Origin of the sequence: Ventosimonas gracilis (genome assembly GCF_001580025.1) — a bacterium.
Lineage (GTDB): Bacteria > Pseudomonadota > Gammaproteobacteria > Pseudomonadales > Pseudomonadaceae > Ventosimonas > Ventosimonas gracilis.
In genome coordinates this window covers 1-17,495 of the sequence record NZ_LSZO01000088.1, presented here as the reverse complement: position 1 = coordinate 17,495, position 17,495 = coordinate 1, and the positions used below count along the sequence as shown (strand labels likewise).

The 17,495-nt window shown below is 52.3% G+C and carries 16 protein-coding genes, 1 tRNA gene and 4 pseudogenes; 13 read left to right on the top strand and 8 right to left on the bottom strand.

Annotated elements, in window-relative coordinates; all coding sequences use genetic code 11:
* Positions 1–79: 79 nt before the first annotated feature.
* From AXE65_RS04430 to tpiA, 3 genes and pseudogenes are all read right to left on the bottom strand, one after another.
* Positions 80–165, bottom strand: a tRNA-Leu gene (locus AXE65_RS04430).
* Positions 166–258: 93 nt separating this feature from the next.
* Positions 259–624: pseudogene (gene secG / locus AXE65_RS04425) on the bottom strand (preprotein translocase subunit SecG); the annotation flags it as partial.
* A 4-nt stretch (positions 625–628) separates the two neighbouring features.
* The gene (tpiA, locus tag AXE65_RS04420) at positions 629–1,387 is read right to left on the bottom strand and encodes a triose-phosphate isomerase (RefSeq protein ID WP_068388669.1); all 759 of its coding nucleotides are present in this window, start codon (positions 1,385–1,387) and stop codon (positions 629–631) included.
* 127 nt (positions 1,388–1,514) lie between these two features.
* Between tpiA and AXE65_RS04415 the strand changes: the two are divergent.
* From AXE65_RS04415 to hflX, 7 genes and pseudogenes are all read left to right on the top strand, one after another.
* Positions 1,515–2,351, top strand: a pseudogene (locus AXE65_RS04415) (NAD(P)H-hydrate dehydratase); the annotation flags it as partial.
* On the top strand, positions 2,336–2,794 hold the full coding sequence (tsaE, locus tag AXE65_RS04410) for a tRNA (adenosine(37)-N6)-threonylcarbamoyltransferase complex ATPase subunit type 1 TsaE (protein ID WP_068388663.1): 459 nt from the start codon (positions 2,336–2,338) through the stop codon (positions 2,792–2,794). The pseudogene AXE65_RS04415 and the gene tsaE, both read left to right, overlap by 16 nt.
* A gap of 10 nt (positions 2,795–2,804) precedes the next feature.
* A complete protein-coding gene (locus tag AXE65_RS04405) occupies positions 2,805–4,169 on the top strand; it encodes an N-acetylmuramoyl-L-alanine amidase (RefSeq protein WP_068388659.1) in 1,365 nt (454 codons plus the stop codon).
* Positions 4,166–5,980 carry a DNA mismatch repair endonuclease MutL gene (gene mutL / locus AXE65_RS04400; RefSeq protein ID WP_068388656.1) on the top strand — a complete coding sequence of 605 codons (1,815 nt, stop codon included), beginning with the start codon at positions 4,166–4,168 and terminating at the stop codon, positions 5,978–5,980. Before AXE65_RS04405 ends, mutL begins: the two co-directional genes overlap by 4 nt.
* Positions 5,980–6,927, top strand: coding sequence for a tRNA (adenosine(37)-N6)-dimethylallyltransferase MiaA (miaA, locus tag AXE65_RS04395; RefSeq protein ID WP_068388653.1), 948 nt, complete (start codon positions 5,980–5,982; stop codon positions 6,925–6,927). Before mutL ends, miaA begins: the two co-directional genes overlap by 1 nt.
* Before the next feature lie 119 nt (positions 6,928–7,046).
* Positions 7,047–7,310: an RNA chaperone Hfq gene (hfq, locus tag AXE65_RS04390; RefSeq protein ID WP_068388650.1), complete on the top strand. Its 264-nt coding sequence runs from the start codon at positions 7,047–7,049 to the stop codon at positions 7,308–7,310.
* A gap of 17 nt (positions 7,311–7,327) precedes the next feature.
* Positions 7,328–8,638 carry a ribosome rescue GTPase HflX gene (gene hflX / locus AXE65_RS04385; protein ID WP_068388648.1) on the top strand — a complete coding sequence of 437 codons (1,311 nt, stop codon included), beginning with the start codon at positions 7,328–7,330 and terminating at the stop codon, positions 8,636–8,638.
* On the opposite strand, the gene phaR is transcribed toward hflX, so the two are convergent.
* Complete coding sequence (phaR, locus tag AXE65_RS04380; RefSeq protein ID WP_068388645.1) at positions 8,639–9,118, bottom strand: polyhydroxyalkanoate synthesis repressor PhaR; 480 nt, start codon at positions 9,116–9,118, stop codon at positions 8,639–8,641.
* 96 nt (positions 9,119–9,214) lie between these two features.
* On the opposite strand from phaR, the gene earP reads away from it, so the two are divergent.
* The 5 genes from earP to AXE65_RS04355 all read left to right on the top strand — a co-directional run bounded on the left by earP (position 9,215) and on the right by AXE65_RS04355 (position 13,915).
* Positions 9,215–10,348: an elongation factor P maturation arginine rhamnosyltransferase EarP gene (earP, locus tag AXE65_RS04375; protein WP_068388642.1), complete on the top strand. Its 1,134-nt coding sequence runs from the start codon at positions 9,215–9,217 to the stop codon at positions 10,346–10,348.
* 64 nt (positions 10,349–10,412) lie between these two features.
* Entirely contained in the window at positions 10,413–10,979 is a 567-nt protein-coding gene (efp, locus tag AXE65_RS04370; RefSeq protein ID WP_068388639.1) for an elongation factor P, read from the top strand.
* Between the two features lie 59 nt (positions 10,980–11,038).
* Positions 11,039–12,130 carry a chorismate synthase gene (gene aroC / locus AXE65_RS04365; protein WP_068388636.1) on the top strand — a complete coding sequence of 364 codons (1,092 nt, stop codon included), beginning with the start codon at positions 11,039–11,041 and terminating at the stop codon, positions 12,128–12,130.
* A gap of 73 nt (positions 12,131–12,203) precedes the next feature.
* Positions 12,204–13,139: an ABC transporter ATP-binding protein gene (locus tag AXE65_RS04360; protein WP_068388633.1), complete on the top strand. Its 936-nt coding sequence runs from the start codon at positions 12,204–12,206 to the stop codon at positions 13,137–13,139.
* A complete protein-coding gene (locus AXE65_RS04355) occupies positions 13,136–13,915 on the top strand; it encodes an ABC transporter permease (protein ID WP_068388631.1) in 780 nt (259 codons plus the stop codon). Before AXE65_RS04360 ends, AXE65_RS04355 begins: the two co-directional genes overlap by 4 nt.
* 13 nt (positions 13,916–13,928) lie before the next feature.
* Here AXE65_RS04355 and AXE65_RS04350 read toward each other — a convergent pair whose 3' ends face one another.
* Entirely contained in the window at positions 13,929–14,192 is a 264-nt protein-coding gene (locus tag AXE65_RS04350; RefSeq protein WP_068388627.1) for a DUF4404 family protein, read from the bottom strand.
* Between the two features lie 21 nt (positions 14,193–14,213).
* Entirely contained in the window at positions 14,214–15,041 is an 828-nt protein-coding gene (gene xthA / locus AXE65_RS04345) for an exodeoxyribonuclease III (protein WP_068388624.1), read from the bottom strand.
* Between the two features lie 96 nt (positions 15,042–15,137).
* Here xthA and AXE65_RS04340 point away from each other — a divergent pair.
* Positions 15,138–15,362 (top strand): annotated as a pseudogene (locus tag AXE65_RS04340) (GNAT family N-acetyltransferase); the annotation flags it as partial.
* Here the strand turns inward: AXE65_RS04340 and AXE65_RS14140 are convergent.
* Positions 15,358–15,605: pseudogene (locus AXE65_RS14140) on the bottom strand (transposase); the annotation flags it as partial. The pseudogenes AXE65_RS04340 and AXE65_RS14140 overlap by 5 nt on opposite strands.
* A 47-nt stretch (positions 15,606–15,652) precedes the next feature.
* Positions 15,653–16,990: an NADP-specific glutamate dehydrogenase gene (gdhA, locus tag AXE65_RS04330; protein ID WP_068388615.1), complete on the bottom strand. Its 1,338-nt coding sequence runs from the start codon at positions 16,988–16,990 to the stop codon at positions 15,653–15,655.
* Between the last annotated feature and the right edge of the window lie 505 nt (positions 16,991–17,495).

Sequence of the window (17,495 nt, the reverse complement as noted above, 5' to 3'; positions counted from 1 at the left end):
CTAGCCAAGCAGACAAGTCAAGCATAAACAGTTATTTACGCTTAAAAGTGGAAATTGTCTTTGTCTGTCGTTTCATAATTGGTACCGAGGAGGGGACTCGAACCCCTACAGCCTATGGCCACTACCACCTCAAGGTAGCGTGTCTACCAATTCCACCACCTCGGCAAAATCGTTTTAGTCCTGCTCTGCAGTTGCAGCTTCAGACGTTGTGTTTTGTGTTGCTGGTTGTGCGGGTAACTCGTTGGTGTTGTCTGAGTTTTCCAGCTCGGGCACATCCGTTGTTACGGGGGGCGCATTATCCAACATTGGGACATCATTTGCCAATGGAATTTCTGCAGGAATTTGCAGTACGGATTCGTCAGGCAGCCCTAAATTTTTTGCTGCATCAGAGTGATATTTGGCGAACCAAGCCAGTGCCAAGCTGGTAATAAAAAAAGCGGCGGCAAGTACAGCGGTTATGCGGCTTAGAAAGGTAGCCGAGCCTTGGCTGCCAAAGACGGTAGCAGAAGCGCCCGCACCAAACGAAGCGCCCGCATCGGCACCTTTGCCTTGCTGCAATAAAACCAGTACGACCACGCAAACAGCGGCCAGCAAGTGCAATACGACTACGACGGTTTCCAACATTTATTTAGCTTCCCAAGGCGGCGCGGCAAATGGCGCCAAATTCCTGTGCATTCAGTGACGCTCCACCTACGAGGCCACCATCGATATCCTGCATGGCAAACAGCTCTGCTGCATTGGCGGCTTTAACGCTGCCGCCGTATAAAATCCTTACTTTCTTTGCAATCTCAGCGCTGTAACCTGCAAGTTGTGTACGAATAGCAGCATGAACTTCTTGAGCCTGTTCCGGCGAGGCAGAAAGCCCGCTGCCAATCGCCCAGACCGGCTCGTAAGCCAGCGCTGCTTGCGCAAAAGCGTCAATACCTAGTACGTCAATGACCGCGCTGAGTTGCTGGGTGACGACTTTCAGGGTTTCGCCGGCTTCACGTTGGGATTGCGTCTCGCCTACACAGAGTAGCGGGCGCAGACCCGCCGATTGCGCCGCGGCAAATTTTCGGACAATTTGTGCATCGGTTTCGCCAAGCTGCAAGCGGCGTTCCGAATGCCCCAGTAATACCCAATGGCAACCCGCATCTTTGAGCTGGCAAGGTGCTATTTCGCCGGTTAATGCGCCTTCTTCGGCTTGCTCGGCACAGTTTTGTGCGCCTAAAGCGGCCGTCGTTCCCGTAAGCGCTTTTGCAACTTGGCCAATATGCAAATAAGCGGGGAATAACAGAATATCGGCACAGTCAGTCGAAAGCGGCTGGAAAAGCCCGGCAAGCAAGGCATTGACGCTCTCACGGGTGCCGTGCATTTTCCAATTGGCGGCGACCAGTGGACGGCGCATGCATGATCTCGAAGGGTAAAAAGAGGGCGCAGATATTACCCAAGCGCCCCGCTTGTAGCAAGCCGTGAGAAAGCCTTAGGTATAATCCGGATAAATTTTGGAGTGCTTGATGTCGTCCCCCCTCTTTGAGCCATTACCGCTGGATTTTTCCAATCTGCCCAAACTACCGCCAAGACAGGGTACTGCACACAAGGGGCAGTTCGGTCATGTTTGGCTGCTGGGTGGTGATCACGGTATGGGTGGCGCCGCATTGCTGGCGGCAGAAGCGGCTTTGCGCGCTGGGGCAGGGCGAGTATCGCTGATGACCCGAGCGGCACATCTTGCACCGGCACTGACGCGAATGCCGGAATTGATGACGCACAGCGCGGATTCCAGTTATGCACTGGCGCAATTATTACAACAGGCGGATGTCTTGGTTGCAGGGCCGGGATTGGGGCAAGCGCCTTGGGGACGTAGCTTGCTATCGGTTACGACGACCCTCGATAAACCGCAGGTCTGGGATGCCGATGCACTGAATTTACTGGCGCACGGGGATATATCCCCAGCCAAGTCACTGCTGATAACACCGCACCCAGGCGAGGCGGCGCGGCTTTTGCGTTGTTCTGTACAGCAAATACAGCAGGATCGTCCACAAGCGGCTTTGTGTTTGGCAAAACGCTATCAAGCCACGGTCATTCTTAAAGGCGCTGGAACATTGATTGCAACTATGGACGGGGACTTGCGCCGCTGTGACCGTGGGCATCCGTCTATGGCAGGACCTGGCTTTGGTGATGTGCTGGCTGGGCTTCTCGGTGCTTTGCTCGCACAAGGGATGGTCGATTTTGAGGCCGCCTGTCTTGCTATTTGGCTGCATGCCGTGGCCGGTGAGCAGCTTGGTTCAGGCGGGCGTGGTTTACTTGCCAGTGACCTGCTGCCCGTTATCCGTTCATTATTGGAAGCGCATAGCCCATGTCTTGCACATTAAAGATTGCAGACGAAACCGCCATGCTCGCGCTGGGCGGCGCGCTGGCTGCACTGACCGAAGGGCGTGGAGTGATTTATCTGCATGGCAATCTGGGTATGGGCAAGACCACGCTGGCACGCGGCATTATTCGTGCCTTGGGCTATCAAGCTGCGGTCAAAAGCCCCACCTTTACCCTGATTGAACCTTATGAAATCGGCCGCGTGCGCGTCTTTCACTTTGACTTGTACCGTCTGCTCGATGCCGAAGAACTGGAGTTTTTAGGCGCACGCGATTGTTTTGCGGACGATGCGCTGTGCTTGGTCGAGTGGCCTGAACGTGGCGAGGGAGTTTTGCCAGCGCCCGACCTTGTGATTACCATTAGCCCTTTGCAGACCGGGCGAGACTTAAAGCTTTGTCCGGCCAGCACGCGCGGCGAGGCATGGTGTCGCGCTTTGGCGCTCTGAGGATGGATTATTGAAAGCCTGGACGCGAACACTTGGGTTAATTGCGCTGTTGCTGCTGCCGTTAACCGCACTGGCTGAGGCGCAAATTCAAAGCGTGCGACTGTGGCGTGCGCCGGATAACACCCGCTTGGTGCTCGATTTATCCGCTGCGGTGAAATACGAGGTGCTTACGCTGGATAAGCCGCTGCGGGTGGTTATCGATATGAAGGATGCACAGCTTGCTACCCAGCTCGATGGCCTCTCGCTGGGCGGCACGCCGATTCGTGCACTGCGTTCGGGCAGGCCAAGCAGCGATATTTTGCGCTTGGTGATTGACCTTTCCGCCGAGGTTAAACCGAGCAGCTTCAGCCTGCCCCCCAACGCACCCTACGGTCATCGACTGGTGATTGATCTGTTTGACCAGCTGCCACAAACCCAAGTTGCCCCCAACGCACCACCGCCCACGAACAGCAGCCCAACCGTTTCCCTGCCCAGCGGCCAGCGCGATATTGTGATAGCCATTGATGCCGGACACGGCGGGGAAGACCCCGGTGCGCTAGGCGCAAAAGGTCAACACGAAAAACATGTCACGCTCGCTATCGCCCGCGAATTGCAGCGGCAAATCAATCAGCGTAAAGGTTTTCGCGGTGAACTGACGCGCAGCGGCGACTACTTTATTCCGCTGGTTAAGCGTCCGCTGATTGCCAGGCAAAAAGGCGCTGACCTGTTTGTTTCCATCCATGCCGATGCGGCAGAGCGCAAGAGTGCGTTTGGCGCTTCGGTCTATGCGCTGTCCAAGGGTGGGGCGAGTTCGGAGACGGCGCGCTGGCTGGCCAAGAATGAAAACCGCTCAGACCTTATCGGCGGCGTGGACAGACTCAGTCTGAACGACAAAGACCCGATGCTCGCCGGGGTGTTGCTGGACTTATCGATGAACGCCAAGCTCGCCTCCAGCCTTAATGTCGGTGACAAAGTGCTTAGCAGTATGGGCAAGGTCACGGCGTTACATAAACGCAGCGTGGAGACGGCCGGTTTTATCGTGCTTAAATCGCCGGACATGCCATCGATTTTGGTGGAAACGGGCTTTATTTCCAATCAAAACGAAGCGCAAAAGTTAAACACGGCGCAGCATCAGCGAACACTGGCGAGCGCGATTGCCAAGGGGATTTTCGAGTTCTTCCAGAAAAACCCGCCGCCCGGCAGTTGGCTTGCCTTTACCCGTGACGGCGGGCAGAGCGTCGCCACCGCTGCGCGTGAGCATCGTGTACAAGCGGGCGAAAGCCTGTCGCAGATTGCCCGCCGTTATCAGGTTTCAACCGCCGCCTTGCGCCAGCACAACGCGCTGAAAAGCGACCTGATTAAAGTCGGGCAAATCTTGAAAATCCCCGCCTTATGAGCCAAGACAGAATCGCTCTGCTCAGCCCGCGTCTTGCCAACCAAATTGCCGCCGGGGAGGTGGTTGAGCGTCCGGCATCGGTGCTTAAAGAATTGCTGGAAAACGCGCTGGATGCGGGCGCAACACGGATTGAAGTGGAAGTCGAGCAAGCCGGTATCAAGCGCTTATTGGTGCGCGATAACGGCGCAGGCATTGAGGCCGATGACTTGCCGCTCGCCCTGCAACGACACGCCACCAGCAAAATCCGCGACCTCGCCGACCTGGAGCGGGTACAAAGCATGGGCTTTCGCGGCGAAGCGCTCGCCTCCATCAGTTCGGTTTCCCGCTTGACGTTAACCTCAAGGCGGCGCGATGCCGAATATGCCTTTGCGGTACAGACCGAAGGGCGCGACATGCGTGTTCAGCTACAACCGGCGGCGCACCCGTTCGGCAGTTCGGTGGAAGTCTGCGACCTGTTTTTTAACACGCCCGCGCGGCGTAAATTTCTGCGTACAGAAAAAACCGAATTTGACCATTTACAGGAAGTCTTAAAACGGCTGGCGCTGGCGCGTTTTGATGTGGCCTTTAGTCTGCGCCACAACGGTAAAAGCGTGCTCAATTTGCCCCCCGCGACTGAACCTTCCGAGGGCGCGCGGCGGGTTTCCATGCTGTGTGGCAGCCAGTTTTTAGAACAGGTGCTGCCGATTGCTCTTGAGCGCAGTGGCCTGAAACTATCCGGCTGGATTGGTCTGCCGACTTTTTCACGCAGCCAAGCGGATTTGCAGTATTTCTACGTCAATGGCCGCGCAGTGCGCGACCGTCTGGTCGCCCACGCTATACGGCAGGCTTATCGTGACGTGCTCTATCACGGACGGCATCCGGTGTTTGTGTTGTTTCTTGAACTGGACGCGGCGCTGGTCGATGTCAATGTCCACCCGACCAAACACGAAGTGCGCTTTCGTGATAGCCGCTTGCTGCATGATTTTCTCTTTGGCGGACTGCATCAGGCGCTGGCCGAGGTGCGCCCGCAAAGTACGCCTGCGGTCGCGACTGAAACCCATGCACAAACGCCGCTTGAACAGAGCGCAATGCCGCTTGCCGAAGCGCCCGCGGCCACATGGCGCAGCGCCGGTAGCGGTTTACAGAGCAAACCCGGCGGATTTGCGGTCAGGGAGGCACCCGCCGCGCTGTACCGCGAATACTTTGCTGCGCTGGATGAAACCCAAGCGACTGACTCATCGGCCGAAATCCCGCCGCTGGGCTATGCGCTGGCACAGCTTAAAAGTATCTATATTCTCGCGGAAAACCAGCACGGGCTGATATTGGTCGATATGCACGCCGCACACGAGCGCATCACTTACGAGAGGCTCAAACAGGCCATGCGCCATGAAGGGCTGCGCGGCCAGCCGTTGTTAGTGCCGCAAACCTTGGCTTTAAGTGAACGCGAGGCCGATTGCGCACAAGCGCAAAGCCACTGGTTTGACAAATTAGGTTTTGAATTGCAGCGATTAAGCGCTGAAAGTATCACCATCCGCCAAATTCCCGCATTACTCGCGGGGGCCGATGCCGAGGGTTTGCTGCGCGACGTACTCGCCGACTTGCTCGAATACGGCAGCAGCGACCGCATTGAGGCACACTGTCACGCCATCCTCTCAACGATGGCCTGTCACGGCTCGGTACGCGCCGGTCGCCGTTTAACCATCACGGAGATGAACGCCCTGCTGCGCGATATGGAACGCACCGAACGCAGCAATCAATGCAACCACGGTCGCCCCACTTGGACAGCACTGGATATGCCCGCGCTCGACAAATTGTTTTTGCGTGGACGCTGATGGCAGCGCTAGAACTACCCCCGGCTATTTTTCTGCAAGGTCCGACCGCCTCCGGTAAAACCGATTTGGCGCTGCAACTGGCTGATGCCTTGCCCTGTGAAATCATCAGCGTCGATTCAGCGCTGGTCTATCGAGGTATGGATATTGGCACGGCCAAGCCTTGCCAAGCGGTTCTTGCTCAATACCCACACCATCTGATTGATATTTGTGACCCGCGCGAGGCTTATTCCGCCGCGCGTTTTCGCGCCGATGCACTGGCGGCCATGCGTTTGATCAGTGCACGCGGGAAAATCCCCCTGCTGGTCGGCGGCACAGCTTTGTATTTCAAGGCACTGTTGCACGGATTGGCCGAGATGCCAGCGGCAGACCCGACACTTCGCGCCGAATTGGAGCGTCAGATGCAAGCCGAAGGCAGCACCGTCTTGCATCAAAAGCTGATGCAGCTTGACCCACAAAGCGCCGCTTGCCTGCATCCCAACGACCGCCAACGCATCATTCGCGCTCTGGAAGTGCAGCTCAGTAGCGGGCAAAGCATGGGTTACTGGCAAGCGCAGCAAGTGCAAGCGGCATTGCCTTTTCGTATCGCGCAAATCGCACTGCTGCCGGATAACCGGCACTGGCTACATCAACGCATCGCGCAGCGTTTCCAGCAAATGCTCAAAGACGGGCTGGTTGAAGAAGTCAAAGTGCTGCACGCACGTGGCGATTTACATTTGCGCCTGCCTGCCATGCGAGCCGTGGGTTATCGGCAAGTTTGGGAATATCTGGATGGGCACTTAAGCCTTGACGCAGCAAGCGAACGTGCCATTATCGCGACCCGACAACTGGCCAAACGGCAGATGACCTGGCTGCGCAGTTGGCCTGACCTCTATCGCCTTTTTAGCGAAAGCTGCGACAATTTGTCGCGTATCTTAGGTTGGCTACATGCCCATCTTCTTGCGAATTAAGCCTTTGGATTTATTTATTACGGACGGTACATTCCTTATACTGTTTGTGTCTTTTTATCCCATCCTGTAGTGCGTATAGTGCGCCCATTCCACAATCCATCCCAAAAGGAGTTTATGACATGTCAAAAGGGCATCTGCTACAAGACCCTTACCTTAATACATTGCGCAAGGAACGCATTCCAGTCTCCATCTATCTGGTCAACGGCATCAAGTTGCAAGGCCAAATAGAATCGTTTGACCAGTTTGTTATCTTGCTGAAAAACACCGTCAGCCAAATGGTTTACAAACACGCCATTTCTACTGTAGTGCCCGGTCGTCCGGTGCGCTTGGTGCTGGCCAACGAGGGTGAAGATGCGGATGAGGTTGAACCTGGCAATAGCTGATTTAAGGCGTTTATTCATTGTTTTTTGAACGCCATCAGGGTGGTGAGCGAGCCATTTTGGTTCATCTGGATACACAAAACCCTGAGCTTTCTGAAGATGCTGATGAGTTTCGCGCACTGGCGACTTCTGCCGGTGCCGAAATCCTGACCTTTCTTGAGTTTCCCTGCCAACATCCTAGTCCTCGTTTTCTGATTGGTAGCGGTAAAGCTGAGCAACTGGCGCAGCAAGTCAAAGCGTTGCAGGCTGAACTGATTATCTTTAATCATGCACTGACCCCCTCCCAAGAACGCAATCTGGAAAGCTTCTGTGCTTGCCGGGTGATTGACCGCATAGGTCTTATCCTCGACATTTTTGCGCAGCGTGCACGCACCCACGAAGGCAAGCTGCAAGTCGAATTGGCACAACTTTCGCACTTAAGTACGCGCTTGGTGCGCGGTTGGACGCACTTGGAGCGACAAAAAGGCGGTATCGGCCTGCGCGGTCCGGGCGAAACCCAGTTGGAAAGCGACCGCCGCCTGTTGCGCGAGCGTATCGCCCATATCAAGCAGCGGCTCGCCAAGGTGCGCCGCCAGCGCGAGCAGGCGCGTCGCCGTCGAAGGCGCGCTCAAATTCCTACCGTTTCTTTAGTCGGCTATACCAACGCGGGCAAATCCAGCCTGTTTAATGCACTTACCGAAGGGCAGGTTTACGCTGCCGACCAACTGTTTGCCACGCTCGACCCCACCTTGCGCCGCTTGGACATCCCAGGTTTTGGCCCGATCATCTTGGCCGACACCGTGGGTTTTATCCGCCATTTGCCGCATCGTTTGATCGAAGCCTTCCGCGCCACTTTGGAAGAATCCAGCAACGCCGACTTACTGCTGCATGTCATTGATGCCAGTGGTTACGAGAAAGAGCAGCAGATGGAGCAAGTCAGCGCTGTCTTGAAGGAAATTGGCGCCGGTGAACTGCCGCTGCTGGAAGTCTGCAACAAAATTGACCTGCTTGACGATGAACGAGCACAGCCACTGCTACAACGCGATAGCAACGGTTGTGCGGTGCGCATTTGGCTGTCTGCACAAAACGGGCAGGGATTGGACGGCCTGCTTAAGGCAATGGCCGAGCGTTTAGGGCAGGACGTCTTTCGTGGCACCTTGCGCCTGCCCGGTCAGGCGGGCAGGCTGCGCGCCAAATTCTTTGCACAAAATGCCGTGCGTGCAGAAGAGCAGGGCGACGATGGCAGTACGGTACTTTGCGTCCACTTACCCCAATTGGAATTGGAACGCCTGCTACGCAGCGAAGGTTGGCAGCCTGAGCATTTTTTGGCACAGCACGAGCTGGCGCAGTAGTTACTCTTGCTCTTCGCGCTTGCCGCTGGCAAACAAACCAAACAGATGCTGGCTGCTCTGGTAGAGCGTTTTCGACTGCTCAATGTACTGCTGCATCAGGTTTTGCATGACCGGTGCCTGCTTTTGCATAAAGTCCGTAAAGGCTTGTGAAGATTGCGCACCGGCTTGATTTTGAATAGTCAACATGGCCTGAATGCTCTGCTCCAAATAACCGCCGAACATGCCCTGAAACGGCCCGTAAAAACGAATAATGCTGCGCAGCATGTCACTGGAAAAAATAGGCTCGCCATCGCTTTCCGCCTCCTGAATAATTTGCATCAAAATGCTGCGCGTTAAATCCTCGCCACTTTTGGCATCCACCACCTGAAAGGGCTGCTCCTCCAATACCATCTGGCGAATGTCCACCAAAGTCACATGACTGCTGCTGTGTGTATCGTACAAACGGCGATTGGGATATTTTTTAATCAGGCGAGCTTGCATTGCGGTCTCAGGTTACTTAACAAAGGCACAGTTTACCTTGCACAAAGGGCAAAGCGCCCCGAAAATTACCCATTCCGATAGGCTCAAAGCGTCATTTTGAAAACCACTTGGGATATTTTTTGCCGCGTTATCGATAACTACGGCGATATTGGCATTACTTGGCGACTTTCACGGCAATTGGTGGCTGAATACGGTCAGCAAGTGCGCCTGTGGGTGGATGATTTAAACGCCTTCGCCAAGCTGTGTCCGGCGGCAAACAGTAAAGCCGATTGCCAGTGGCAATCCGGCGTGCAAATTTGCCGTTGGCCGCGTGCCAAGCAATCCATCACTCCTGCGCAAATCGTAATAGAAGCCTTTGCCTGCCGTCTGCCGGATTTTGTAGAAGCGGCAATGGCCGATGGGGCAGGGCGGCTTTGGCTTAATCTGGAGTATTTAAGCGCCGAAGATTGGGTTGAAGACTGCCACGAAATGCCTTCGCCGCAAGAGGGCGGCGTCCTTAAGTATTTTTTCTTCCCCGGCTTTAGCGAAAAAACCGGCGGCCTGCTGCGTGAGCGCGATTTACTACAGCAACGTTTAATTTTTGGGCAAGATCCATCGGCACAAAAGGATTTTTTGGCAGGACTTGGCGTATGTCAAAAAGACCAAGCGCGGCTCATTTCACTCTTTAGTTACGAAAACCCGGCCATTGCTGATTGGCTTCAGGCGCTATCCCAAGACAGCCAGCCTAATCAATTGTTGGTACCTGAAGGGCGCATTCTGGAAAACTTGGCGAGCGGGCTTGACACTTCCCCATTGCGCGCCGGGCAAAACCTCCAGCGGGGCAACCTAAGCCTGCATGTTCTGCCCTTTGTTGACCAAAAAGACTACGACCGCCTGCTCTGGTGTTGCGACTTTAATCTGGTACGTGGCGAAGATTCCTTTTTACGCGCACAGTGGGCGGGCAGGCCGATGCTTTGGCATATCTACCCGCAACAAGACAATGCCCATAGCGTCAAATTAGAAGCTTTCCTTGCGCGCTATCTTCAGCAGATGCCTGTTGGTAGCGCACAAGAACTCGCCGACTTTTGGCGTGCCTGGAACACCGGGCAGCCGCTTGCGGCAAACTGGCAGCGTTTACTTGCCCATTGGGAGGCGCTACAAAAGCATGCGCAGCGTTGGGCTAATCAACAAGCCAGTCATGATGACTTAGCGGCAAAACTGGTGCAGTTTTGCCGCGCTCGGGTATCATAGGCGGCTGATTTGACTTATCTATCGATAAGGCTCACTTTTCCCTTAAGAGTTAACGGATATTTTCATGAAAACCGCACAAGAATTTCGCGCAGGACAAGTCGCTGTGATCAATGGCGAGCCTTGGGTTATCCAAAAAGCGGAATTTAACAAATCCGGTCGTAACAGCGCAGTAGTCAAAATGAAGCTAAAAAACCTGCTGGCCGGAACGACTACAGAAACCGTCTATAAAGCCGATGACAAATTGGAGCCGGTTATTCTCGAACGCAAAGAAGTCACCTACTCCTATTTTGCCGACCCGCTCTATGTCTTTATGGATAATGAATACAATCAATACGAAATTGAAAAAAATGACCTCGAAGGGGTGCTCGCCTTTATTGAAGACGGCATGCCGGATATTTGTGAAGCAGTATTTTATAACGAGCGCGTGATTTCCGTTGAATTGCCGACCACTATTGTTCGGCAGATTGCCTATACCGAACCCGCAGTACGCGGTGATACTTCAGGCAAAGTAATGAAAGTGGCGCGTCTTAATAACGGTGCTGAACTTAAAGTATCCGAGTTTTGTGAAATCGGTGATTTTATTGAAATCGATACACGTAATGGTGAATATAAGGCACGAGTTAAGGCTTAAATCCAATGATTTCGCCATTGCTTAAAACATAAACTTTTTAATGCTTTTGGAAATCTCCAATGTCCGGCAATAGCATCGGCAAATTGTTTACTGTAACAACGGCGGGTGAAAGCCACGGGGCGGCTTTGCTCGCTATCGTCGATGGTTGCCCACCGGGCATGAGGTTAAGCGAAGCCGATATCCAGGCGGAACTTGACCGCCGTCGTCCCGGCAGCAGTAAGCACACCACACAACGGCAAGAAGCCGACCAAGTCGAAATTCTCTCCGGCGTTTTTGAAGGCCAAACCACCGGTTGCCCGATTGCTCTGTTAATTCGCAATACCGACCAAAAATCAAAAGACTACGCCGCCATCAAGGACTTGTTCCGCCCATCCCACGCCGATTACAGCTACTGGCATAAATACGGCATCCGCGACTATCGTGGTGGCGGGCGTTCATCCGCACGGGAAACCGCCATGCGCGTGGCCGCCGGAGCCATTGCCAAAAAATACCTGAAAGAGCAGGGCATTTCGGTACGCGGCTATATGAGTCAATTGGGTCCGATCGAAATCCCATTTAAAAGCTGGGATGCGGTCGAACAAAATCCATTTTTCAGCCCCGACTTGGATAAAGTCGAAGAACTCTGTGCTTTTATGGATGAGTTGCGGCGCAAGCAAGATTCCATCGGTGCAAAAATCACCGTTATTGCCGAAGGCGTACCGCCAGGATTAGGCGAGCCGGTATTTGACCGTCTGGATGCTGATTTAGCACAGGCATTGATGGGTATCAATGCGGTTAAAGGCATAGAAATTGGCGCTGGATTTGCCGCCATCAGTCAATTTGGCACCGAACACCGCGATGAAATGAGCCCCGCAGGCTTTTTATCCAATCACGCAGGTGGCGTATTAGGGGGTATTTCCAGCGGCCAGCCGATAGTGGCTCATATTGCACTTAAGCCGACTTCCAGCATCAGCACAGCAGGGCGCAGTATTGATATTAACGGCAATCCTGTCCAAGTCATTACCAAAGGCAGGCACGACCCCTGTGTGGGTATCCGCGCCACGCCCATTGCTGAGGCCATGATGGCTTTGGTGCTGATGGATCATTGGCTGCGTCACCGCGCACAAAATGCCGAGGTGCGCGTTGATACGCCGATATTGCCTCAGTTGTAACGGTGCTAACAGGGCTTGCAATATGGACCCGGCAACCCCATCTAAACGCTTTTCCCTATAAGCAGCCTTCTTCATGACAGCGACGGCTCTTTCCATTCGACAACTCAATAAAACCTATGGCAATGGTTTTACCGCATTGCAAGGCATTGACCTTGATGTTGCCGAAGGCGATTTTTTTGCTTTGCTAGGCCCTAATGGCGCGGGCAAATCAACCATTATTGGTATTCTTTCAACACTGCTTAATAAAAGTTCTGGTACGGTTTGTGTATTTAATCACGACCTTGACCAATCCCCTGCTGCACTTAAGCGCTGTATTGGTGTAGTGCCGCAGGAATTTAACTTTAATCAGTTTGAAAAAGTGTTTGATATTGTCTGTACCCAAGCCGGTTATTACGGTATTGCCCCGCGCCTGGCCGCTGAGCGCAGTGAACAATATTTAACGCAATTGGGTCTGTGGGATAAACGCCACAGGGTTTCACGAGAATTATCCGGTGGTATGAAACGCCGTTTAATGATTGCGCGAGCACTGGTACATAACCCACGGCTACTTATTTTGGATGAACCCACCGCAGGCGTTGATATTGAACTACGTCGTTCCATGTGGAATTTTCTGCTCGAACTTAATCAGCAAGGCATTAGCATTATTCTGACCACTCATTATCTGGAAGAAGCCGAACAACTTTGCCGCAATATCGCCATTATCGACCAAGGAAAAATTGTAGAAAATACCAGCATGAAAGCATTGCTAAAAACCTTGCAAACCGAAACCTTTTTTCTGGATTTGCGTGATTTTCTCGATACAGCCCCGCAAATCAGCCATTATCCACTGCGTCTAATCGACCACCACACAATAGAAGTGCAGGTAGAAAAAAGCCTTGGACTCAATACGCTGTTTGTGGAACTTGGCGCACGTAATATTCATGTTATTTCCATGCGCAATAAGACCAATCGTTTGGAAGAGTTATTTGTTTCGCTGGTCGGCAAAAACCTGCTTAAGGCGAGTGCATGAATACTGAACTGAAAGCCAATGCCATTGCGCTAACCACTATAGTTCACCGCGAAGTACGTCGATTTTTGCGAATCTGGCCGCAAACCCTGCTGCCGCCTGCCATTACCATGGTGCTGTATTTTGTTATTTTCGGTCGATTGATTGGCAAGCAAATTGGTGAAATGGGTGGTTTTAGCTATATGCAATATATAGCACCCGGGCTGATTATGATGTCGGTCATTACCAATTCCTACGGTAATGTCGTCTCCAGCTTTTTCGGCAGTAAATTTCAGCGCAATATTGAAGAGCTTTTAGTATCGCCAGTATCTCCCCACATTATTCTTATTGGCTTTGCTTTAGGCGGCATATTACGTGGTCTGCTGGTAGGTTTGATTGTCACCTTGCTTTCGCTATTTTTTACCCAATTGCAAGTGCATCATTTAGGTATCACCCTGTTAGTGGTGTTACTGACGGCTGCTATTTTTTCCTTGGGCGGCTTTATCAATGCGGTATTTGCCCGTAGTTTTGATGATATCACTATTATCCCGGCCTTTGTGCTAACGCCATTAACCTATTTGGGCGGCATATTTTATTCCATCAGCTTACTGCCGTCTTTTTGGCAAAAAGTGTCATTGGCTAATCCCATCTTGCATATGGTCAATGCCTTTCGCTACGGTATTTTGGGCGTTTCCGATATTAGCATTGGCGTGGCTATTGGCTTTATGCTGATGGCGGCGCTGCTGCTTTATAGTATTTGTATCCATTTACTGATTAGCGGGCGCGGCATGCGTCAATAATAGGGAAGGGCTGTTAAATCCCCATATTTGCCAGTGTCTGCACAATACCACGCAAGGTTGCCGCCAGTGTGGGATGTTCCAATTCAAAGCCTTCTACCACTTGCTCCAAACTGTCACGCAAACTACTTTCGGGTGCGACAGCATCGAGTTCGAGCTGCAACTCGATTTGAGCAATTAACGCATGCAATTGCTCTTGTTCGGCAGAAGATAAGGGACTGCTGCTTTCCAGTTGTTTGCGCAGTACATCCAGTTGCTGCTGTAATTGTTGCTGCAGCATGGTCTTCTCCTTGCTCAATTTTTATCCACTGGTTTCACAGTCTAATTCCAACCAAACGGGCGCGTGGTCAGAAGGTTTTTCCATTGCACGTAGCTCATAATCTATCCCAGCCGTGCGTAAACGAGAATGCAAAGCTGTCGATGCCATAATTAAATCAATACGCAGCCCTCGCTTGGGATTGTCTTCAAAAGCACGGCTGCGATAATCAAACCAACTAAAACGATCACAGCTATCAGGATACAAATGGCGAAAGCTGTCCAGCAATCCCCATTCTTTTAAAGCCGCCATCCACTGGCGTTCTTCAGGCAGAAAGCTGCATTTGCCGCTTTTTAACCAACGTAACCGATTCACTTCACCAATACCAATATCGCAATCTTCCGGTGAAATATTCATATCCCCCATCAGCAATAACGGCTGCTGCGCGGTAAAACGTTCCTGCAAAAGGTTTTGCAAATCCGTATAAAAACGCTGCTTGGCCGGAAACTTTATTGGATGATTGCGGCTTTCTCCCTGTGGGAAATAACCATTCATTACGGTAATGGTATGGCCTTTTTTATCAGCAAAAGTCCCCCAGATAAAGCGGCGCTGCGCATCCGCATCATCCGTTGGAAAACCTTTATGGACTTCAAGCGGGGCTTCGCGCGAGAGCAGGGCAACGCCATAATGGCCTTTTTGCCCGTGATAGTGCAGATGGTAGCCCAACTGGTGGATTTGCTCTTCGGGAAACTGCTCATCGCTGACTTTGGTTTCCTGCAAACCGATAATATCCGGCTGATGTTTTTCAATCAGCGCCGCTAATTGATGTGGACGCGCGCGCAGTCCATTGATATTAAAAGAAACAATTTTCATAAAAGACCTATCAGAAAAAATGGATGCTAGCGCATTTATCCAATAGTCTCCAGTCTCTGCTTGTTATTTGGCTATTTGGCAATACCCTCGCAGCGCTTGGATATTTCCAGCCAAATTTGCATATTGGGCAGTGATTATCAAACTCAGGTGCGTTCATTGTTGTATCAAGCTTATCGACTTGAACCGACTTTTGAATGGTTGTTTGAAGCAGGGCGTATTGGCTATGAACATCGCGTACGCGCTACTTTGCGTGAACTGGTACAGGCTCATTTTGCTGAAGGACTACCCGCCATTGGTCTGCTCGTCAATGAATGTTTAGTCGCCTGTTCTTGTCCAAGCAGGCAAAGCTGCGTTTGACGATCCAGCGCTTGGGCATCACCCAGAATGGCCTTCACCCCTTGCGCAAAGGGATCGCCCGTATAGCCACCATCACACAATACGCTGTGCACTTGCCCCAGATGCGCTTTGTCCTGTTCCAGTGCCTGCAATGCGCAGGCTCGATCCGTCACCGGCGGTGCTGACCGCCAACGCATGAGGCAGGCTCATTGTATCGACCGCAATGTTGATAATGGTCTGCGCTATGGCGGCGGCTTTGCCTAGGGCGCGCATTTTTAAACCACGCCTTGCTCCAGCATGGCATCGGCGACTTTAACGAAACCGGCGATATTGGCACCTTTGACGTAGTTGATGCGCCCGTTTTCCTCGCCGTAGCGCACGCAGGCCTGGTGGATGTTTTGCATGATGTTGTGCAGTTTTTCGTCCACCTCGCCGCCGCTCCAGTGCAGGCGCATGGCGTTTTGGCTCATCTCCAGACCGCTGGTGGCAACGCCGCCGGCGTTGGCCGCCTTGCCCGGAGCGTAGAGCGTACCGGCTTCGATAAAGACTTCCACCGCCTCCAGAGTGGCCGGCATATTGGCGCCTTCGGCCACGCAAATGCAGCCGTTTTTCAGCAAAGTACGTGCATCTTCAGAGGACAATTCGTTTTGCGTGGCACAGGGCAGGGCAATGTCACAGGGCAGATGCCAAGGTGTCTGCCCTTCAAGAAAGGGCAGGGCAAAGTGTTCAGCCATTTCGCGGATACGCCCGCGGCGGCGGTTTTTTAAATCCATCAGGTAGTGCCACTGTTCCTGATCAAGCCCTGCTTCAATCACCAGCGTGCCTTGTGAGTCGGACAGGGAAATTACCCGTCCACCTAATTCCATCACTTTTTGCGCGGCGTATTGTGAGACATTGCCTGAACCGGAAATGCACACCTTTTTTCCTTCAAAGCCGAGTTGCTTGCGCTTTAGCATCTCTTCGGCAAAGTACACGCAGCCGTAGCCGGTCGCCTCCGGGCGGATCAGGCTACCGCCGTAGGCAAGCCCTTTGCCGGTAAGCACCGAGGCAAACTCATTGGCAAGACGTTTATATTGGCCGAACAAATAGCCAATCTCGCGCCCGCCCACGCCAATATCCCCGGCGGGTACGTCAAGGTTTGCGCCAATATGACGGTACAGCTCGCTCATAAAGGATTGGCAAAAGCGCATCACTTCGCCGTCACTCTTGCCCTTGGGGTTAAAATCCGCACCGCCTTTGCCGCCGCCCATGGGCAGGGAAGTCAGCGAATTTTTAAACACCTGTTCAAAAGCCAAGAACTTAAGCACGCTTAAATTGACCGAAGGATGAAAGCGCAATCCCCCCTTATACGGGCCGATGGCGCTGTTCATCTGTACACGAAAGCCGCGATTGACCTGTACCACGCCTTGGTCATCCACCCAAGGCACGCGAAATTGAATGGCGCGTTCCGGCTCGACCAAACGCTCTAAAATGCCGGCCTTGGCGTAATGCGGGTTGTCTTGCAGAAAGGGCCACAGGCTGCGCAGTACCTCTTCGACAGCTTGATGAAATTCAGTTTGATGCGGGTCGCGTTGTTTGATACGGGCAAGGAAGGAGTCAACAGATACAGTCATGGTGCCCTCTAAAGAAAAAAGTCAAGCGTTACAGGGAGCGGATAGTAGCAACATTATCGGCGACTGTGCCAGAGTTGTTATAGGTTCAGTTATTGGATGAAATTGACAAAATCAGCACATCAGTGGATTTATGGCGGATATTTTTAACATTTTTATTATGCTTGCCGCGATTATTGGTGATATTGTCGATGCAGGTTTTGAGTTTAATAATTATCTCATTACCATTTTTGAGTTATTCCCATAGGCTACGCGGTCTGTGTAGCCGATTGTATTTACCAGGCACGAATGAGCCATTTAAAAGAAGCCATAAGCGCTTTAGTCAAAGCCAATTATGGCTATTATTTTTATCATGGCGACAAGTGGAAAGATTTTTAAATATCTTGTTAAATATCGCATCTAAAATTTTAGTATTAAGCAAGGGTCTTAGGAAGCAAACATGTTTTTATGGCATGATAACTTCCTGATATGACTGGTAAAAATAGGTACTTCAAACGTTCGAAAATCA